Source organism: Crenobacter cavernae, assembly GCF_003355495.1.
GTDB lineage: Bacteria > Pseudomonadota > Gammaproteobacteria > Burkholderiales > Chromobacteriaceae > Crenobacter > Crenobacter cavernae.
Map to the genome: position 1 here is coordinate 3,035,001 of NZ_CP031337.1, position 18,569 is coordinate 3,053,569.

Sequence of the window (18,569 nt, forward strand, 5' to 3'; positions counted from 1 at the left end):
GGTCCGCAAGGCTTGCGATCCGAAGATCGCTTGTCTTGCTGGTGCCAGTTTCTCGCCTCGGCCAGAAACTCACACCTATCGGTTGTCCATGTTCTTAAAGATCGGCGCCGCTTTCGCTTGGTTGCGTCTGCAGCAGAGGAGGCGAACTATACCCAGACCCGACCGAGCCGTCAACACCTTTGTGAAAGAATCTTGAAAGCACCGCTACACCCAAGGTTGGCCGAGCCCTGCAAGCCCTTTGACTATCGGGGTTTCCGCCCGTCAGACCCCCTGCCCCTTCGCCCGCGCTTTCTGCTAGTCTTGCCTGCTGAAGATCTTTTCGGGACATGATCGCGATGTTGAAGTTTGACGTACTGATTATCGGCAGCGGCCTGGCCGGGATGACGCTGGCGCTACACTTGGCCGAACACCGCAAGGTTGGCCTGGTCACCAAGCGTGACCTTCTTGAAGGCAGCTCGACCTACGCGCAGGGCGGGATCGCCGCCGTACTCGACACCGGCGACTCCGTAGAGGCGCATATCCAGGACACGCTGGTCGCCGGCGCAGGCCTGTGCAATGAAGACACGACGCGCTTCATCGTCGAGCACTCTAAGGAGGCGATCGACTGGCTGATCGAGCTCGGCGTGCCGTTCACCAAGGACGAGACGCACAAGACCGGCTACCACCTGACGCGCGAAGGCGGTCACAGCCACCGGCGCATCATCCATGCGGCCGACGCCACCGGCGCAGCGGTGACCAGCACGCTCGGCCAGAAGATCAAGGCACACCCGAACATCACGGTGCTCGAGGACCACATCGCGATCGACCTGATCACGTCGAAGAAGCTCGGCCTCGATGGCAACCGCTGCTTCGGCGCGTACGCGCTCGACAAGCAGGCCGACGAGGTGGTGACGCTGGCCGCCAGCCATACCATTCTCGCGTCGGGCGGCGCCGGCAAGGTCTATCTGTATACGACCAACCCGGATACCGCGACCGGCGACGGCATCGCGATGGGCTGGCGCGCCGGCTGCCGCGTATCGAACATGGAGTTCATCCAGTTCCACCCGACCTGCCTCTACCACCCGCACACCAAGTCCTTCCTGATCACCGAAGCGGTGCGCGGGGAAGGTGGCATCCTGCGCCTGCCGGATGGCACGCGCTTCATGCCCTCGCACGACGAGCGCGCCGAACTCGCGCCGCGCGACGTGGTCGCACGCGCGATCGACTTCGAGATGAAGCGCCACGGCCTCGACTGCGTCTATCTGGACATCTCTTATAAGCCGGCGAGCTTCATCCAGGAGCACTTCCCGAACATCTACGCGCATTGCCTCGAACTGGGCATCGACATCACCAAGGAGCCGATCCCGGTGGTGCCGGCGGTGCACTTCACCTGCGGCGGCCTGGTGACCGATCTCGACGGCCACACCGACGTCGACAGCCTGTACGCGGTCGGCGAGGTCGCGTGTACCGGCCTGCACGGCGCGAACCGGCTGGCGAGCAACTCGCTGCTGGAATGCATGGTGATCGGCCGCGCCGCCGCCGCCGAGATCCTCAACGCCCAGCCCGCCGAGTTGCCCGTGATCCCGAGCTGGGACGACAGCCGCGTCACCGACCCGGACGAGGAGGTGGTGATCTCGCACAACTGGGACGAGCTGCGCCGCGCGATGTGGGACTACGTCGGCATCGTGCGCACCAACAAACGGCTGGAGCGCGCGCTGAACCGGATCAAGCTCTTGTCCGAGGAGATCAACGAGTACTACAGCAACTTCCACGTCAGCAACGACCTGATCGAACTCAGGAACCTGGTGCAGACCGCCGAACTGATCGTGCGCTCGGCGCTATTGAGGAAGGAAAGCCGTGGCCTGCACTACAGCCGCGACTACCCCGAAATGTTGGCCGAGCCTCACGACACGATGCTGAGCCCGAGCGCGTAAGTCCATCCGGCGACTCATTCGACGGCGTCTTCGGACGCCGTTTTGTTTTCCGGGCCGGGGCGCGACAAGGGCAGCGTGAACCAGAACACGCAGCCGCCCGACAGCGTGCTGTGCACGCCGAACTCGCCGCGGTGGAACTCGACGATCGAGCGGCAGATGTTGAGGCCGATGCCCATACCTTCGGGCTTGGTCGAATAGAACGGCGTGAACAGATTGGCCTGCATCGCGTCGGACAGGCCCGGCCCGTTGTCGGCGACCTCGACGCGCCAGTACGCCGCGCCGACGTGCGTCCGCACCTGCACGTGCGGCCGTGCGGTACGCGCCGACACCAGCGCCTCGACCGCGTTTTTTATCAGATTGATCAGCACCTGCTCGATCAGCACCGGGTCGACCTGCAGCGACAGCGGCCGCGCGTCGGGCTCGAGCGTCAGCCGCACGCCGTGCTTGTTCGCCAGCGGCTCGGCCAAGCTCACCGCACGCGACACCATGCGCTCGGGGTCCGACCATTCGAGCTGCGGCTCGTGCTTCTTGATGAAGGCGCGGATGCTGTTGACGATCTGGCCGGCGCGCCGCGCCTGCTCGGCGATCGCCTCGACCGCGCCGTACGTGCCTTTGGGCAGGCTGCCATCGTCTGGCAAGCGGCGGATCAGGCCCGACGCGTAGGTATTGATCGCGGTCAGCGGCTGGTTGAGTTCGTGCGCCAGGCTGGACGCCATCTCCCCCATCGCGATCAGCCGCGACGTGGTCTGGAAACGCTCGGCCTGCGCGCGCTCGCGCGCCTCGCGCTCGTGCGCCTCGGTCACGTCGGCGAGGATATCGAGCCACGCCTCGGTGCCGTCGACCCAGGCGATGCGGCGACGCTGCAGCTGAAACCAGCGCCGGCCGTCGTCGAGCGTGAACTCGAGCGGCGCGCCGCCGGGCTCGGCCAACCTTGGCAGCAGCGGGCAATATCCGGCGTCGGGCTCGACGCGCCACCACAGGCGACCGAACGCCGGGTTCGCATACAGCAGCTCGCCGTGGTCGCAACCGGTGACGCATACGCCGGCGTCGAGGCCGTTGAGTACTGCGAGAAAGCGCTCGTGCGCGGCCTTGAGTTCGATGCGCTGGCGCCGCACCTCGGTCACGTCGTACAGCGACGCGATCCAGCCGCGCTGCGTGCCGCCACCAATCAGCGGCGTGATGAACAGCCGCACCTCGACCCGCTCGCCGCTGGCGCGCAGGAAGGACAGCTCGAGCCCCTGTTCGGGCACGTCCCCGACCAGCGCCCGCGCGAACACCTCTTCCTGTGCGACCGCCTCGTCGGCCGGCCAGAACGGGTACGGCCGCGTCAGGCCGACCAGCGCGTCGGCGTCGTAACCGGTCAGCTGGCAGAACGCCCGGTTGACGCGTTCGATGCGCCCGGCGCGGTCGAGCGACACCAGCCCGCCCTTCATGCTGTCTTCCATCGCCTGGCGGAACGACACCTCGTGCGCGAGCGTGCGCTCTGCCGCGGCGCGCTCGCGCACGTGACGGCGGATGCGCCACACGGTGAACGCGAGCGACAGCGTGAGGAACAGGATGAAGCCGCTCATCACCGGCAAGGTCAGGCCGATGCCGACCCGGTACGAGACGGCCCTCAAGGACAGACCGTGGCCGGGCGGGTCGAAGCCGATCTGGTAGGCCACGCCGTCAGGGTGCGCCGCTTGCTCGGACTTGCTCGCCAAGAGCTTTCCGCCGACGTCGACGATGCCGACGTGGTACTTCGACGCGATCCACCACGGCACCTGCTGCTGCAGCAGCAGGTCGAGCTGATAGGTGAGGCGCACGCTGCCCTGGTAGCGGCCGTCCTTGACCAACGGCACCGCCAGGTCGATGCGCACCTTGTTCTCGGCGCCGCCGCGGTAGGGTTCGCCGTAGGCCGGGCGCAACAGGCGGCTCGCGCGCCACACCGCGTCGTATTGGTCGCCGGCGAGCTTTGCCGGTTTTTCCAGCACACGCCTGCCGTCCCACCTCACCTCGCCGTGATCGCCGATGCGCTGCACCTCGGCCAACTCGCGGTTCTCGCGCAGGAAGGCTCGCACGTTGCGCCGGAACTGCTCCTCGTCTAGCCGCCCCTCGGCGATGTCGAGTGCCTGTCCCTCGCCCCACTCGCGGTGACTCTGCATCTGCAGCCGCAGCGACTGCTCGAGCCACAGCATTTCCTGAATCAGCCCGTCACGCTGCTCGTCGACCCAGTCGCGGTACAGCAGGTAAAAGAGGCCCGACAGCGTGAACAACAGCGCGAGCAACGACAGCGCGCTCATCAGCCACAGCGGACGAGGCGAGCGTTTGGGTTCGAGGGTAGGCTTCATCTAGTGAATGATGCGACTTGGCGCGAAAGGCGCAATGCGGAATTCCCCAATGGCATGTTCGGCGCCGCCGCGCCTAGTGTATAAAGGCGCGTCCTCGTGCCGTCGGACGCCCGACAGGAGAACCCGCAAGATGAAGCTGAAAGTTGCCGCCCTGCTGCTTGGCGCCACCCTCGGTCTGGCCGGCTGCATGCCGCGCGATGGCGAGATCGTGATCAAGTTCAGCCACGTCGTCGCGCCGGACACCCCGAAAGGCAAGGCGGCCGACTACTTCAAAAGGTTGGCCGAGCAGCGGACAAACGGCCGCGTCAAGGTCCAGGTCTACCCGAACAGCCAGCTCTACAAGGACAAGGAAGAACTCGAGGCGCTGCAACTGGGTGCGGTGCAGATGCTCGCCCCCAGCCTCGCCAAGTTCGGCCCCTTGGGTGTGCGCGAGTTCGAGGCGTTCGACCTGCCCTACCTGTTCGACAATTATCAGGATCTGCACAAGGTCACCGAGGGGCCGGTCGGCGAGAAACTGCTCGCCAAGCTCGAGAGCAAGGGCATCAAGGGCCTCGCGTTCTGGGACAACGGCTTCAAGGACTTCTCGGCCAACCGGCCGCTCAGGACGCCGGCCGACTTCCGGGGCCTGAAGATGCGCATCCAGAACTCCAAGGTGCTCGAGGAACAGATGCGCGCGCTCGGCGCGCTGCCGCAGGTGATGGCCTTTTCCGAGGTCTACCAGGCGCTGGAAACCGGCGTGGTCGACGGGACCGAGAACCCGCCGTCCAACCTGTACACGCAGAACATGCACTCCGTGCAGCGCCACCTGACGCTGTCGCAGCACGGCTACCTCGGTTACGCGGTGATCGTGAACACGACGTTCTGGGACGGCTTGCCGGGCGACGTCCGCGCCACGCTAGAAGGCGCGATGCGCGACGCGACGCGCTACGCCAACCAGATCGCCAAGACCGAGAACGACGTCGACCTCGCCAAGATCAGGGACTCGGGCAAGACGCAGATCTACACGCCGACCCCGGTCGAGCGCGCAGCGCTGAAGAAGGCGATGATGCCGGTGCACGCGAAAATGGCCGACCGCATCGGCCGCGACGTGATCCAGACGATTTACAAGGAAACCGCCTTCAACCCGAACCATTGACCACAAGAGGCTTCACCCTTCGGCGCAAGCGGACAGTCTAACGTCATGACTCTCTATTGCCGCGTATGCGGGGTGTTCCTGATCGCAGCGACGATCGGCGACCTTTAGAATGGTGCCCTCACCCGAGCCCGAAGACGTGGTCGGACGCTGCCGGTCATCACCCGCATGGGCCATAGAATCGCCGGTTCGTGCGTGGCGAAGGCCGCAGAAACTCGGGGCGAGACAGCTGTCAAAAAGCTCGGCCAACTTCGATGGCGCGCGGCGCGGAGGAACGCACCACTTTGCGCGCTTATAGGCGCTATAGCCTGGAGCCATAGCCCTAGAGAAGGGTTGGCCGTATAATAATGGAAACGTGTTCCAAACCTGCCCAAAGCCCTCAGGAGCTCCCAGATGGATGAGCAATTGCGCCAGAGCGCACTCGATTTTCACCAGTTCCCCACCCCCGGTAAGATCCAGGTCGCCCCGACCAAACCGCTAGCCACCCAACGTGACCTCGCCCTCGCCTATTCCCCGGGCGTGGCCGCGCCGTGCATGGCTATCGTCGAAGATCCGCTGAACGCGTACAAATACACCGCCCGCGGCAACCTGGTCGCGGTGATCTCCAACGGCACCGCGGTGCTGGGCCTCGGCAACATCGGCGCGCTCGCCGGCAAGCCGGTGATGGAAGGCAAGGGCGTGCTGTTCAAGAAGTTCGCCGGCATCGACGTGTTCGACCTCGAGGTCAACGAGCTCGACCCGGACAAGCTGGTCGACATCATCTGCTCGCTCGAGCCGACCTTCGGCGGCATCAACCTCGAAGACATCAAGGCGCCGGAGTGCTTCTACATCGAGAAGAAGTGCCGTGAGCGCATGAACATTCCGGTGTTCCACGACGACCAGCACGGCACCGCCATCGTCGCCGCCGCCGCCGTCCTGAACAGCCTGCGCCTGACCAACAAGGACATCGCCGACGTGCGCGTCGTCGCCTCCGGCGCCGGCGCGGCCGCGATCGCGTGTCTGGACCTCTTGGTCGCACTCGGCGTGACCCGCGAGAACGTCACCGTCTGCGACTCGAAGGGCGTGATCTTCGAAGGCCGCGACGAGAAGATGGACGACTCGAAGAAGCGCTACGCGATCAAGGACAACGGCCAGCGCAAGCTCGCCGACGCCATGGTCGGCGCCGACATCTTCATGGGCCTGTCCGGCCCGAAGCTGGTTTCGCAGGACATGGTGAAGTCCATGGCCGCCCACCCGCTGATCCTGGCGATGGCCAACCCGGAACCGGAAATCCTGCCGTCGCTGGTCAAGGAAGTCCGCCCGGACGCGATCATCGGCACCGGCCGTTCGGACTACCCGAACCAGGTCAACAACGTGCTGTGCTTCCCGTTCATCTTCCGCGGTGCGATGGACGTCGGCGCGACGACCATCAACGAAGAGATGAAGATCGCCTGCGTGCGCGCGATCGCCGACCTGGCGATGGCCGAGCAAAACGAAGTCGTCGCCTCCGCCTACGGCGGCCAGGAACTGACCTTCGGCCCGGAATACCTGATCCCGGTCCCGTTCGACCCGCGCCTGATCGTCAAGATCGCGCCGGCCGTCGCCAAGGCCGCGATGGACTCCGGCGTCGCCACGCGTCCGATCGAGGACTTCGCCGCCTACAACGAGCAGCTGTCGCAGTTCGTCTACAAGACCAACCTGTTCATGAAGCCGGTGTTCACCGCCGCCAAGCAGAACACCAAGCGTATCGTGCTGACCGAAGGCGAAGACGAGCGCGTGCTGCACGCCACGCAGGAAATCGTGTCGCAAGGCATCGCCTTCCCGGTGCTGGTCGGCCGCCCGAGCGTGATCGAGAAGCGCATCGAGCGCCTGGGTCTGAAGATCGAGGCGGGCCGCGACTTCGAACTCGTGAACAACGAGTCCGACCCGCGCTACGCCGAGTACTGGAAAGAGTACTACGAGATCATGAAGCGTCGCGGCGTGTCGCAAGAGCAGGCGCGTCGCCGCGTGATCGGCAACACCACGCTGATCGGCGCGCTGATGGTGCGTCGCGGCGAGGCCGACGCGCTGATCTGCGGCACCTACGGCGCCTACCGCCAGCACTTCGAGATCATCCAGGACGTCCTGGGTTACGACAATCCGAAGAAACTGGCCGCCGCGGTGAACGCGCTGATGCTGCCGACCGGCAACATCTTCATCGCCGACACCTACGTGAACGCCGACCCGACCGCCGAACAGCTCGCCGACATCACGCTGATGGCCGCCGAGACGGTGAAACGCTTTGGCATCCAGCCGAAGGTAGCGATGCTGTCCAACTCCAGCTTCGGCACCATCAACAGCGTCTCGGCGCAGAAGATGCGCGAAGCGCTGGCGATCGTCCAGCAACGCGCGCCGGACCTGGAAATCGACGGCGAAATGCAGGGCGACGCCGCGGTGAACGAGAGCCTGCGCCAGCAGACCATGCCGGACAGCACGCTGAAGGGCTCGGCCAACCTCTTGATCATGCCGAACGTCGAGGCAGCCAACATCAGCTACAACCTGCTGCGCGTATCGGCCGCCGACGGCGTGACCATCGGCCCGATCCTGATGGGCATCGCCAAGCCGGCGCACATCGTGACCTCCATCTCGTCGGTGCGTCGCATCGTCAACATGGTGGCGCTCGCGGCCGTCGAAGCGCAGGTGGCCCAGGCCTAAGCCTGACACCCGGCGCTATACTCAACGGGCAAGCTCAGGCTTGCCCGTTTTTGTTTTGGGCCGCATAAGCCGCTTCACCAATACCCAAAGGGAGACCGCATGAGCGCCGACTTCAACCCGAACGACCCCTTCGCGCTGCTGCGCCAGTTCTGGCAGAACGCCACGCCGCCCGGCGCGCAACCCTTCCTGCCGCCGATGAGCGAGGAAGAGATCGAAAGGCGCATCACCGAACTCAAGGTCGTCGAAGGCTGGCTGACGATGAACCTCGGCGCGCTGGCGATGCAGATCAAGACGCTCGAGATGCAAAAGGCCACGCTCGCCGCGCTGAAGCCCAAGTCCGACGGCTGAGCGCCCCTCTCGAACCGGGCTCGGCCAACCCTCAACCACTCACCCTCCTTAAGCAAGCCTAGCCGAGGCCAAGCACCGGCTAGGCCAAGCCTGCACGCAGCCGGTCGGGCGCGCGGTACAATAGCGCCCATGAATGCACCGGCTTTTATCCACCTCCGTCTCCACACCGAGTTCTCCGTCAGCGACGGCATCGTCCGCATCGACGATGCGGTCAAGCGCGCCAAGGCGCTCGGCCTGCCCGCGCTCGGCATGTCCGACCTGATGAACCTGTTCGGCATGGTCAAGTTCTACAAGGCCTGCCGCGGCGCCGGCGTCAAACCGATCGTGTCGGTCGACGCCTGGCTGGAAAACGAGGAAGACCGCGACAAGCCGTTCCGGCTGATGCTGATCGCCAAGAACCGCGACGGCTACGGCCGCCTGTCCGAACTGTTGGCCGAGGCCTTCCTGTCGAACCAGCACCGCGGCCGCGCGGAACTCAAGCGCGAGTGGCTGGAGGCCGGCGACAACAGCAACCTCTTGTGCCTGTCTGGCGCGCACCTGGGCGACGTCGGCATGGCGCTGGTCAACGGCAACCCCGACGAAGCGCGCCGCCGCGCCGAGTACTGGGCCGGCGTCTTCCCCGGCGGCTTCTATCTGGAACTGCAGCGCCTCGACAACCGCGAGGTCGAGCAGGTGGTTCAGGCGACCTTGTGGCTCGCCGGCGAGACCGGCCTGCCGGTGGTCGCGACGCACCCGATCCAGTTCATGGCAGCGGACGACTTCAAGGCGCACGAGGCGCGCGTGTGCATCGCCGAGGGCTACACGCTGGGCGACAAGCGCCGCCCTAAGAACTTCGCCGAATGCCAGTATTTCCTGTCGGCCGACGAGATGGCAGAACGCTTCGCCGACATCCCCGAGGCGCTCGCCAACTCGGTGGAAATCGCCAAGCGCTGCAACATCACCGTGCAGCTGGGCACCAACTACCTGCCCGACTTCCCGACGCCGGACGGCATGACGCTCGACGACTACCTGGTCGACTGCGCGCAAAAGGGCCTGGAGGAACGGCTGGAAAAGCTGTTCCCCGACCCCGAGCTGCGCGCCGAACGCCGTCCCGAATACGACGCGCGGCTGAAGATCGAGACCGACACCATCATCCAGATGGGCTTCCCCGGCTACTTCCTGATCGTCGCCGACTTCATCGTCTGGGCGAAGAACAACGGCTGCCCGGTCGGCCCGGGCCGCGGCTCGGGCGCCGGTAGCTTGGTCGCGTACAGCCTCGGCATCACCGACATCGACCCGCTCGCCTACGCGCTGCTGTTCGAGCGCTTCCTGAACCCGGAGCGGGTGTCGATGCCCGACTTCGACGTCGACTTCTGCCAGGACAACCGCTACCGGGTGATCGAATACGTGCGCCAGAAGTACGGCGCCGAGGCGGTGTCGCAGATCGCGACCTTCGGCACCATGGCGGCCAAGGCCGTGGTGCGCGACGTCGGCCGAGTCTTGGATCTTCCGTACATGTTCTGCGACGGCGTGTCCAAGCTGATCCCGGCCGCGCCGGGCAAGCAGTACTCGCTCGACGACGCGGTCGAGATGGAGCCCATCCTCAAGGAAAGGCTGGAAAACGAGGAAGAACTGCGCGAACTGTGGGAGCTCGCGCTCAAGCTCGAGGGCCTGACGCGCAACATCGGCATGCACGCCGGCGGTGTGCTGATCGCGCCGGGCAGGCTGACCGACTTCTGCCCGCTGTACCAGGCGTCCGGCGACGACGCGGTGCCGGTGTCGATGTACGACAAGGACGACGTCGAGGCTATCGGCCTGGTGAAGTTCGACTTCCTGGGCCTCAGAAACCTGACGATCATCGACCTCGCGGTCCGTTACATCAAAGACCTCGATGCGAGCTTCACCACCGACCTGAACCTGCTCGCCTTCACCGACCCGGCTGCGTACAAGGTGCTGCAGGACGCGAACACCACCGCGGTGTTCCAGCTGGAATCGGACGGCATGAAGCGCTTGCTGGAGAAGCTCAAGCCCGACCGTTTCGAGGACATCATCGCCGTCCTGGCGCTGTACCGTCCGGGTCCGCTCGGCTCGGGCATGGTCGACGACTTCATCCTGCGGAAGGCCGGCAAGCAGGAGGTCGACTACTTCCACCCCGACCTGACCGCGTGTCTCGAGCCGACCTACGGCGTGATCGTGTATCAGGAACAGGTGATGCAGATCTCGCAGATCATCGGCGGCTACACGCTCGGCGGCGCCGACATGCTGCGCCGCGCGATGGGCAAGAAGAAGCCCGAGGAGATGGCCGAGCACCGCGGCAAGATCGCGCAGGGCGCGGCGGCCAAGGGCTACGACCCGAAGTTGGCCGAGCAATTGTTCGACCTGATGGCGAAGTTCGCCGAGTACGGCTTCAACAAGTCGCACACGGCGGCATACGCGGTGGTGTCCTACCAGACCGCGTGGCTGAAGGCGCACCACTGCGCCGCGTTCATGGCGGCGACCATGTCGTCGGAACTGGACAACACCGACCAACTCAAAGTGTTCTATGACGATTCGCTCGCCAACAAGCTGGTCTTCCTGCCGCCGGACGTCAACGAGAGCTTCTATCGCTTCGTTCCGGTCGACCGCCGACACATCCGCTATGCGCTCGGCGCGGTCAAGGGCACCGGCGAGGCGGCGGTCGACCATATCGTCGCCGTGCGCCAGGAAGGCGGGCCGTTCACCGACCTGTTCGATTTCTGCCGCCGCACCGACAAGAAGCTCGTCAACAAGCGCGCAATCGAATCGCTGATCCGCGCCGGTGCCTTCGATCGCGTAGAAGCCAACCGTGCCAAGCTGATCGCCAACGTTGGCCTCGCGATCGAAGCGGCCGACCAGGAAGCGGCCAACGCCAACCAGGGCGGGCTGTTCGACCTGCTCGACGCCGGCTCGGCGCCGACCGTGGAGATGGTCGACACCAAGCCGTGGGACGACGCGACCCAGTTGGCGGAGGAAAAGCTCGCGATCGGCTACTACCTGTCGGGCCACCCGTTCACCGCGTACGAGAAGGAAGTGCGCGCGTTCATCAAGACGCCGCTGTCGCGGCTGATCCCGAGGAAGGAGCCGCAGCTGCTGGCCGGTTTCGTGACCGGCATCCGCACCAAGGTCGGCAACCGCGGCAAGATGGCCTTCGTGCAGCTGGACGACGGCAGCACCAAGCTCGAAGTGTCGGTATTCGCCGAGGCGTTCGACGCCAACCGCGCCAAGCTCAAGGAAGATACGGTGCTGGTGGTCGAAGGCAAGGTCAGCGAGGACAACTTCTCGGGCGGCTTGCGCATCATCGCCGACAAGCTGCTGGACCTCGGCGAGGCGCGCAGCCGTTTCGCGCGCGGCCTGCGTATCACGATGAACGGCAACAGCGACGTGATGAAGCTCAAAACGCTGATCCAGCCGTTCCGGAGCGAGGAAGGCGGCTGCCCGGTGCGCGTCGACTACCACAACGGTTCGGCGCGCGGCGATATCGCGCTACCTCAACGATGGGGCGTGCGCCTCGACGAAGGGCTGCTGATCTCCCTTCGGGACTGGCTGGGCAATTCGTCCGTCAAGGTGATGTGGTAAGGCTCAGTGCCGGCGTCGGGCCTTGGCAAGCTGCGGCTTGAGCTCGGCCAAGACCTTGACCGCCGCGCACTCGCTCTTCGCCTGATGGCGGCCGATCGCCGTCAACCACTCGGCCGGCGGCGCGTCTCCCTCGGCCAACCTGCCTTGCAGCACCGCCAGGTCCTGCAAATTTCCCAGGCTCAGCTGCAGAAAACGCAGCGGCTTGGCCAAGCGCCGCTGCCCGCGCGGCAGGCACTCCGAAAACCCTTCCACCCAGTAACGCAGGCGTTTGCCGAGCAGGCGCACCGGATGCCAGTCCGATAGCGCGGCCCCCTCCTTCGGCAGGGCAAGACAGGCCTTGTTCATGCGCGTGCTAAGCCTGAGCGCGCGCCGACGCACCCTTTGCAGCAGCGCTTTGCGCCTGATGCGGTTGAGCGCCTTGAACCAGGCGAGTTCGGCGTCGACCAGCGCTTCGTCCAGACGCGCGTGCTGCAGCCCCGCCATCAGCTCGGCCCGCGCACCGGCCAACTGCTCGGCCAAACTTTGCCGCGCCTCCGCCCCGACGCCGGTTTCAGCGAGCAAGGAATCTGCCCAGACCAGCGACACCTCCAGATCCCGCACCGCATTGCTCAGCCTGGCCGCCTCGGCCAACCTTCCGCTCGCCTCGGCCACCGACGCACGGCCGCGAAACGCCACCAACAGTACGCGCTGACTGCGCAGGCTTACCCGCAAGTCGTGCAGCGCCTCCGGATCGGCGTCCGCGTTCAGCCTGGCCATGGCGTGAAAGGCCATCTCCACCAGCGCCTCGTAATGCTGCGCCAGCCTGGCGCGCATCTCTTCCGGCTGACGGGTGCGCGACACGGTTTTCTTCATACCGCCACTCCTGTGCTGTCCTGCTTCATGCTATCAGCCCACCCCGCGCACCCCCAACCGCTAACTGCCTGCGCCGTCGCGACATGAACAAGACTGCGTTTCCCGCCGGAATGCCGCTCTGGTTCCCGCCATCAAAGTCAGAACAGACGCAGCCGGCATGGGCTACACCGCTTCTGAAACACTCCGCGAAACTGTTTCAGCTTTGAAACACTCATGCCACCTCACTGAAACCGCTCGCAACACCCCGGTTTTATTGGGGCCGCCGCAAAAACACCCCATAAGGAAACGCCACGGTGCTCCATTTTTGAGACACCGACCTGAACTGAAAAAAATGTCACAGGCAACACCAAACGCGAAGAAAGCCATTGCAAATCAATGCATTGGCAAATTCTTTTCGTGGTGGCACGGCGGTTGCGTATAGGAGAGTGCGCACAACGAAGCGCCTAGCTGAATCAACAACCTGTTACTCAAGATGAAACTTCAGGAGAACGATCATGAGAAAGCTTGCACTCGCCGCTGCTATCGCCCTGGCTTTTGCCGTACCGGCCGCGATGGCCGAAGAAGAGGGAATCGCGGACAACGAAGTGTCCGCTGAAGAGGGCAGCGTTGCCGCGCTGGGCGACGCTGAACAAAACAACTTTGAACTTGAAGACAACAGCGAGCATGAAACCGATAACAGCAATAACAGCGAGAATGAAGACAACAGTGATAACAGCACCGAAACCGATGACAACAGCGATAACAGCACCGATAACAGCGATAACAGCGATCACAGCATCGACAACAGCGTCGACGTCGATGTTGACGTCGACTGGGACTATGAAAACACCGTAGAGTCGAGCGTGGACGCCGACATGGAAGGCGAAGTGGGCGATACCGACATCAGCGGTGGCGATGCCGATGCCGGCGCGGATGCAGAGACGAGCGCGGATGCGGAAGGGGGGGCGGACTCCGAGGCCGACGCGACTGCGGAAGCAGACGCGGAGGAAGAAGAAGTCGGCGCGGACGCCGCGGCAGATGCTCATGCAGAGGCGGCTGCGGGTGCGGCCGGCGGAGAAGCGGGAGCGAATGGCGAAGCGGCCTCGATCAATTCCGTGATCACCGGTAACAACGAGATGGCTGGCGTTACTGTCCAGGGTATCGCCAACGCAGCGCAAAACACCGGCATCAACGCCATGATCCAGCAGCAGAACAACGTGAGCGCCGCGTTCAACCAGTCGGGTAACACTGGCCAATAATAACCTTCATCGGTAACGCCAATGGGCAAGAGCGAACGGAAAGCGGTTCTGCATCCTTACCGCTTTCCGTTTACCCCTTTTTGCCGGTGGATCACGCGGAGTGCCATCATGTTCAGGTTCTATCGATCCCTTATTGCCGGCGCATTGGGGCTGGCCGCCTTGGCCGGCCCGGCGCATTCCGGGACGGTCGAGGACGAATCGCCCGCGACGGTCTCCATGTCCTCGTCCTTCTCCAGGCTGTCGCTAGCACCAAGCCTGGAGAAGCAAAGGGGCAAGCAGGGCAGTCGCACCCTAGCCATCACCAATACCACCAGCGAGGCCGATATCGATGGGACGGTCGGCGATACAAACATTGCCGACTCGGCGAAGGTGCTCACGGGTAAAAACACGATTGCCGATGGGGCTTTCACTGGCATGACGGGTATCGGTACGGTCTTCCAGAACAGCGGCAATAACGTGCTGATGCAGAATATCACCACCGTCAACGTGACCATGCAGTAGCCGTTGTCCTCACAGCAGGCCGCGCACGCGGCCTGCTCTTCCAAGAGAGGAGCCGTCCATGCGCAGCAAGACTCTGGCATATTGCCTTGCCGTTGCCGGACTCACCTGGATGGCATCGGTCAACGCTGACGTCATCATATCCGGGCCGAATGCAATATATTCGCTGAATGTCACGAGCTACAAAGAGCAGGCTTTTCGCAACATCGTACGGCAGCAATACGACTTCAGCTGCGGGTCGGCGGCGCTGGCCACGCTGCTGAAGTACCACTACAAGTATCCGGTCGGCGAAAAACAGGTCTTCTTGGCGATGTTCAAAAAGGGAGATCAAAAGGAGATCCGCCGTTCCGGCTTCTCGATGGGCGACATGAAGCGCTATCTGGAAAGCCGGAGCATGTCATCGGACGGTTACGAAGTCAGTCTGGACGATTTGGCGGAACTGGGCGTCCCGGCCATCGTCTTGTTGAATACCGGCGGTTACAAGCACTTCGTCGTAGTAACCGGCATCCGTAAGAATAGCGTGCTCGTCAGCGACCCGTCCATAGGTGCGAAGATTTACCCGCGCGACCAGTTCGAAAAAATGTGGGGAAAGATAGCGCTGCTGATCACCGCCCGCGAGGAAGTGGGTAAAAAACATTTCAACCGCTCCCGTGACTGGCAAATCGTCGCAAAGGCCCCGTTGCGCACGGCCCTTCCCGACGCCAGCCTCTCCACATGGAGCCTGATGATGCGTGGGCCAACTGATTTTTAGGAGCCGACCATGTCTATGTCAGTCAAAAAACGCCTCGGCCTCGCCAGAGCCGCCCTGGTCTGCCTCACGGGCCTGCTCGCGCCGATGCAATTCGCGCAGGCCGACGACGCTGGTCCCGACCGTCTTACAGCCCGCAAAGTCGACGCGGCAAAGATGGACACGCTCAGGGGGGGCATGGCATTCAGCAACCTCGGCGTCGACATCAATCTGCGGCGATCGGTCTATATCAACGGCGTCCTGCAGGCGGAAAACCAGTTTCAATGGAACAGCAACGACGGGCTGGCCACCTCCCAGGCGCCCTTCCCCACCGCGCTGGTCATCCAGAATGTCGTGAACGACCAGATAATCCGGACGATCACGACGATCGATGCGCAAGTTGCCAACCTCTCTATCTTCCGGCAAATGATAAATAATTATTCAGTCAACCAGTCCCTCGTCCATGGCATCATACGCTGACCCTTCGGGTGCTTGAAAAAAGGCTGTCACTTCCGTGACAGCCTTTTTCGCCACTCCTGTCTCGCGATCACAACGAAAACGGAGCCCTCAACGTGATCTGCACGTCGGGAGAATCTCTGGTCGTACCGACCCCCAATATCAGGTTGACCGATTCCCTCGGATTCGTCGTATAAGAATAGCCGAACAGCAACGAGCCGACATGAATCAGCCTCTGCGCATCGGCGGCATATTGACCATTGATCTTCGTACGGAAGATCGCATTGTGGTCATAACCGATGCTGAAGGACGACTTGTTATTGATGGCGAAACCCATGCCGAAGTTGAACTGGAACACATCACCGGGATCCACCCTGCCGATACGCTGAGTCACATTATTGCCCGGCGTAATATTCAGCGTCTTGTCGACATCTTCGGGACGGTTCCACTGGTAGCTGACCCCACCGAAGAAGACCGCCGGATCGGACGGCAAGACTGCCGACCCGCCGACCTGCACCCCCCAAAAACCCGAACCGGTGGGCACCTTGGTCTGCAGATTCGTAGCGCTGTCGTATGGAACGTCGAACGGCCCTTCGCCGGTCGGCGCCTGCACACGCAGGCTGGCGATATAGAACGGGTCACCTCCTACCGGATCGTTCAATTGGTAGCGCAGCCCCACTTGAACGTCGCCGATACCGTTGCCATTGGTATTGAATACCTTATCACTAACTGCAGGATCCCCGATGGGTCGGCTGACCGACGAATCGTGCTGGTTCACATAAGGGATGCGCCCTTCTATTTCGAGGCGGTTGGTCACGCCGTAGCGGCCGCCCAAGGCGACGACGAAGGTGTTGCGGCTCACCGAACGGACGTCAACCACCCCAACGGTCAGCGCGGGAACGATCGTGTAGCCGAGTATCGCGACGCGGTTCGACGAGGTCGTCGAGAACTGTATTGAGGGGTCGAAGACGAACGAGCCCCTCGGCGTCAGCACCCCCGGCTTCTCGAAGGCCGTCGAGATATTCTTGACCCTTTGCGGAACGGACGATTGCGAAGACGCCTTAGACGAGGAAGCCGACGGCTGCCCCTGATCGGTCGACATCAACTCCGGGTCGTTTGCGGCGATCTTGATGGGGAAGATCTCGCCGCCGCCTGCGGTTTGCGGCGAGTGATCGGAGGTCGAAAGGGCAAATGCGGGCAAGGAAAAGAAACCGGCGGCCAAGGCTAGGCACAACGGTTTGGTGGAAAACGACGAGATCGGATTCATAAAACCCCCTTGAGCAATAGTCGTTAAAAAGAACGGCCAGGCCGGTTGGTCACTCCCTATGGCATCAACGCCATATGACAAAAATCATTCAAATCCAAATTCTTATCCGCGCGAATCACGACCGGGCTCCGATCCAGCCCTGAGCGGCATATCCTCTATCGCCCTGGTTGACGTAGTCCGCTTTCGGAGGGCAACGCTATTCTTTTTGAAGCTCAAGCTTGTTCATCATCCGGTACAGGGTGGAACGGGACAGCCCCAGCTGCCTGGCAGTTGCTGCCACATTTTGCTTGTTCAGCTGCAGCACCTGCTGAATAAGGCTTCGCTCCAACCTCCCACGCGCAACATCTAGCGCATTTACAGTGGCATCGCAAAACCCATTCTCGACGATCAGCCCCAAGTCTTCCGGCCGTATCAAACGGCTCTCACTCATCACCATCGCGCTACGTACCCGGTTAATCAGTTCACGTACATTGCCCGGCCATGAGTAATCACGCATCACCTGCAGAGCCTTATTGCTGAACCCTTGGACTTTGCTGTTTTTTTCTAGAGAGAATTCGTTAAAACACCAGCGAGCCAAAATTTCAATATCGTCACAACGTTCACGCAGGGGGGGCACGCTCAAGACCAGCACACTCAAACGATAGTAAAGATCCTCACGAAAACGTTTTTCAGCGATGGCCTTGCCAAGATCCACATGCGTGGCCGCGATCACGCGAACGTCGACACCGATACGCAGCACCGACCCGACCCGCTCTATTGTCTTTTCTTGCAAGAACCTCAGAAAATTGACCTGAAGGTCGAGCGGAAGATCACCGATTTCATCAAGAAAAATGGTTCCACCGTTGGACGACTCGATCAACCCTATCTTGCGCTGATGGGCTCCGGTAAACGCGCCCTTTTCATGACCAAACAGTTCTGTTTGTACCAAATGGGCAGGAATGGCTCCACAATTGACTGCAATAAACGGACCATCGGCACGCGGCGACGACATATGCACTGCCTTGGCAACCAGTTCTTTTCCCGTTCCGCTTTCACCATGAACGAGAACAGGAGCGTCGCTGCCACTGACTTTTCCGAGGCTAGCAAACAGTTTTTTCATTGCTTCGCTTGAGCCCACCATATTGAACTGGTTCGGTTTGCTGTACTGGCGACTGTGCCTGAGACGCAACTCTGCCCGTCCATGGGCATGCCCCAAAGTAATGGCCAAGCGCGAAGCGTCCAAGGGAAGCGTATGAAAGTCGTAGCAGTGATCTGAAATAAAGTGACAGACTTGGCCGGCACTAAGATGTTCTCTTTCGACCAAGGCGATCCACTCCATCACACCCGCTGCAACGCTAATGTTTTCCAAGGCATTGAGCGGGTCGATGTCATTTACATCGATGTGAATCAAGCCGATGATGGGACGAACCAAGTCTCCAATGCTGGCAAGCGCCTCGCCTACATTGTGTGCTGTGATGATCCGCCAGCCCGGGAGCGCCTGCGTCAACTCTTCGGCGACTCCCACACACCGCTGGCCGAGAACCAATACCTCACGCTGACTCACGGTGGCACCCCTAACTAAG

The 18,569-nt window shown here is 62.6% G+C and carries 13 protein-coding genes; 9 read left to right on the plus strand and 4 right to left on the minus strand.

From position 1 onward, the window contains the following. Nucleotides 1-335 precede the first annotated feature (335 nt). Nucleotides 336-1,913: an L-aspartate oxidase gene (nadB, locus tag DWG20_RS14725; RefSeq protein ID WP_115434828.1), complete on the plus strand. Its 1,578-nt coding sequence runs from the start codon at nt 336-338 to the stop codon at nt 1,911-1,913. Between the two features lie 14 nt (nt 1,914-1,927). On the opposite strand, the gene DWG20_RS14730 is transcribed toward nadB, so the two are convergent. Beyond that, nucleotides 1,928-4,243, minus strand: coding sequence for an ATP-binding protein (locus DWG20_RS14730; RefSeq protein ID WP_115434507.1), 2,316 nt, complete (start codon nt 4,241-4,243; stop codon nt 1,928-1,930). Nucleotides 4,244-4,373: 130 nt separating this feature from the next. On the opposite strand from DWG20_RS14730, the gene DWG20_RS14735 reads away from it, so the two are divergent. The 4 genes from DWG20_RS14735 (at nt 4,374) to dnaE (ending at nt 11,969) form a co-directional block, all read left to right on the plus strand. Next, nucleotides 4,374-5,378: a TRAP transporter substrate-binding protein gene (locus DWG20_RS14735; RefSeq protein ID WP_115434508.1), complete on the plus strand. Its 1,005-nt coding sequence runs from the start codon at nt 4,374-4,376 to the stop codon at nt 5,376-5,378. A 390-nt stretch (nt 5,379-5,768) separates the two neighbouring features. After that, nucleotides 5,769-8,048 carry an NADP-dependent malic enzyme gene (locus tag DWG20_RS14740; protein WP_115434509.1) on the plus strand — a complete coding sequence of 760 codons (2,280 nt, stop codon included), beginning with the start codon at nt 5,769-5,771 and terminating at the stop codon, nt 8,046-8,048. A 99-nt stretch (nt 8,049-8,147) separates the two neighbouring features. Further along, entirely contained in the window at nt 8,148-8,396 is a 249-nt protein-coding gene (locus DWG20_RS14745) for a PhaM family polyhydroxyalkanoate granule multifunctional regulatory protein (protein WP_115434510.1), read from the plus strand. Nucleotides 8,397-8,525: 129 nt separating this feature from the next. Beyond that, the gene (gene dnaE, locus DWG20_RS14750; protein WP_115434511.1) at nt 8,526-11,969 is read left to right on the plus strand and encodes a DNA polymerase III subunit alpha; all 3,444 of its coding nucleotides are present in this window, start codon (nt 8,526-8,528) and stop codon (nt 11,967-11,969) included. Nucleotides 11,970-11,972: 3 nt separating this feature from the next. Here the strand turns inward: dnaE and DWG20_RS14755 are convergent, their stop codons facing one another. Next, the gene (locus DWG20_RS14755) at nt 11,973-12,821 is read right to left on the minus strand and encodes a CHAD domain-containing protein (RefSeq protein ID WP_115434512.1); all 849 of its coding nucleotides are present in this window, start codon (nt 12,819-12,821) and stop codon (nt 11,973-11,975) included. Nucleotides 12,822-13,315: 494 nt separating this feature from the next. On the opposite strand from DWG20_RS14755, the gene DWG20_RS14760 reads away from it, so the two are divergent. The 4 genes from DWG20_RS14760 (at nt 13,316) to DWG20_RS14775 (ending at nt 15,764) form a co-directional block, all read left to right on the plus strand. Then, nucleotides 13,316-14,059, plus strand: coding sequence for a hypothetical protein (locus DWG20_RS14760; protein WP_115434513.1), 744 nt, complete (start codon nt 13,316-13,318; stop codon nt 14,057-14,059). 108 nt (nt 14,060-14,167) lie between these two features. After that, nucleotides 14,168-14,560: a hypothetical protein gene (locus DWG20_RS14765; protein WP_115434514.1), complete on the plus strand. Its 393-nt coding sequence runs from the start codon at nt 14,168-14,170 to the stop codon at nt 14,558-14,560. A gap of 58 nt (nt 14,561-14,618) precedes the next feature. Further along, on the plus strand, nt 14,619-15,308 hold the full coding sequence (locus tag DWG20_RS14770) for a C39 family peptidase (RefSeq protein ID WP_220271970.1): 690 nt from the start codon (nt 14,619-14,621) through the stop codon (nt 15,306-15,308). Between the two features lie 9 nt (nt 15,309-15,317). Continuing rightward, nucleotides 15,318-15,764 (plus strand): hypothetical protein, encoded by a 447-nt coding sequence (locus DWG20_RS14775; RefSeq protein WP_115434515.1) that lies wholly within the window; start codon nt 15,318-15,320, stop codon nt 15,762-15,764. Between the two features lie 67 nt (nt 15,765-15,831). Here the strand turns inward: DWG20_RS14775 and DWG20_RS14780 are convergent, their stop codons facing one another. Continuing rightward, nucleotides 15,832-17,007, minus strand: coding sequence for a transporter (locus DWG20_RS14780; RefSeq protein WP_115434516.1), 1,176 nt, complete (start codon nt 17,005-17,007; stop codon nt 15,832-15,834). Nucleotides 17,008-17,203: 196 nt separating this feature from the next. Then, nucleotides 17,204-18,550: a sigma-54 dependent transcriptional regulator gene (locus DWG20_RS14785; RefSeq protein ID WP_115434517.1), complete on the minus strand. Its 1,347-nt coding sequence runs from the start codon at nt 18,548-18,550 to the stop codon at nt 17,204-17,206. Nucleotides 18,551-18,569 lie beyond the last annotated feature (19 nt).

Coding starts and splice junctions, on each gene's coding strand:
- DWG20_RS14780 (WP_115434516.1), bottom strand. CDS start 17,007: ATGAATCCGATCTCGTCGTTTTCCACCAAACCGTTGTGCCTAGCCTTG.
- DWG20_RS14740 (WP_115434509.1), top strand. CDS start 5,769: ATGGATGAGCAATTGCGCCAGAGCGCACTCGATTTTCACCAGTTCCCC.
- dnaE (WP_115434511.1), top strand. CDS start 8,526: ATGAATGCACCGGCTTTTATCCACCTCCGTCTCCACACCGAGTTCTCC.
- DWG20_RS14770 (WP_220271970.1), top strand. CDS start 14,619: ATGCGCAGCAAGACTCTGGCATATTGCCTTGCCGTTGCCGGACTCACC.
- DWG20_RS14765 (WP_115434514.1), top strand. CDS start 14,168: ATGTTCAGGTTCTATCGATCCCTTATTGCCGGCGCATTGGGGCTGGCC.
- DWG20_RS14760 (WP_115434513.1), top strand. CDS start 13,316: ATGAGAAAGCTTGCACTCGCCGCTGCTATCGCCCTGGCTTTTGCCGTA.
- nadB (WP_115434828.1), top strand. CDS start 336: ATGTTGAAGTTTGACGTACTGATTATCGGCAGCGGCCTGGCCGGGATG.
- DWG20_RS14775 (WP_115434515.1), top strand. CDS start 15,318: ATGTCTATGTCAGTCAAAAAACGCCTCGGCCTCGCCAGAGCCGCCCTG.
- DWG20_RS14730 (WP_115434507.1), bottom strand. CDS start 4,243: ATGAAGCCTACCCTCGAACCCAAACGCTCGCCTCGTCCGCTGTGGCTG.
- DWG20_RS14755 (WP_115434512.1), bottom strand. CDS start 12,821: ATGAAGAAAACCGTGTCGCGCACCCGTCAGCCGGAAGAGATGCGCGCC.
- DWG20_RS14745 (WP_115434510.1), top strand. CDS start 8,148: ATGAGCGCCGACTTCAACCCGAACGACCCCTTCGCGCTGCTGCGCCAG.
- DWG20_RS14735 (WP_115434508.1), top strand. CDS start 4,374: ATGAAGCTGAAAGTTGCCGCCCTGCTGCTTGGCGCCACCCTCGGTCTG.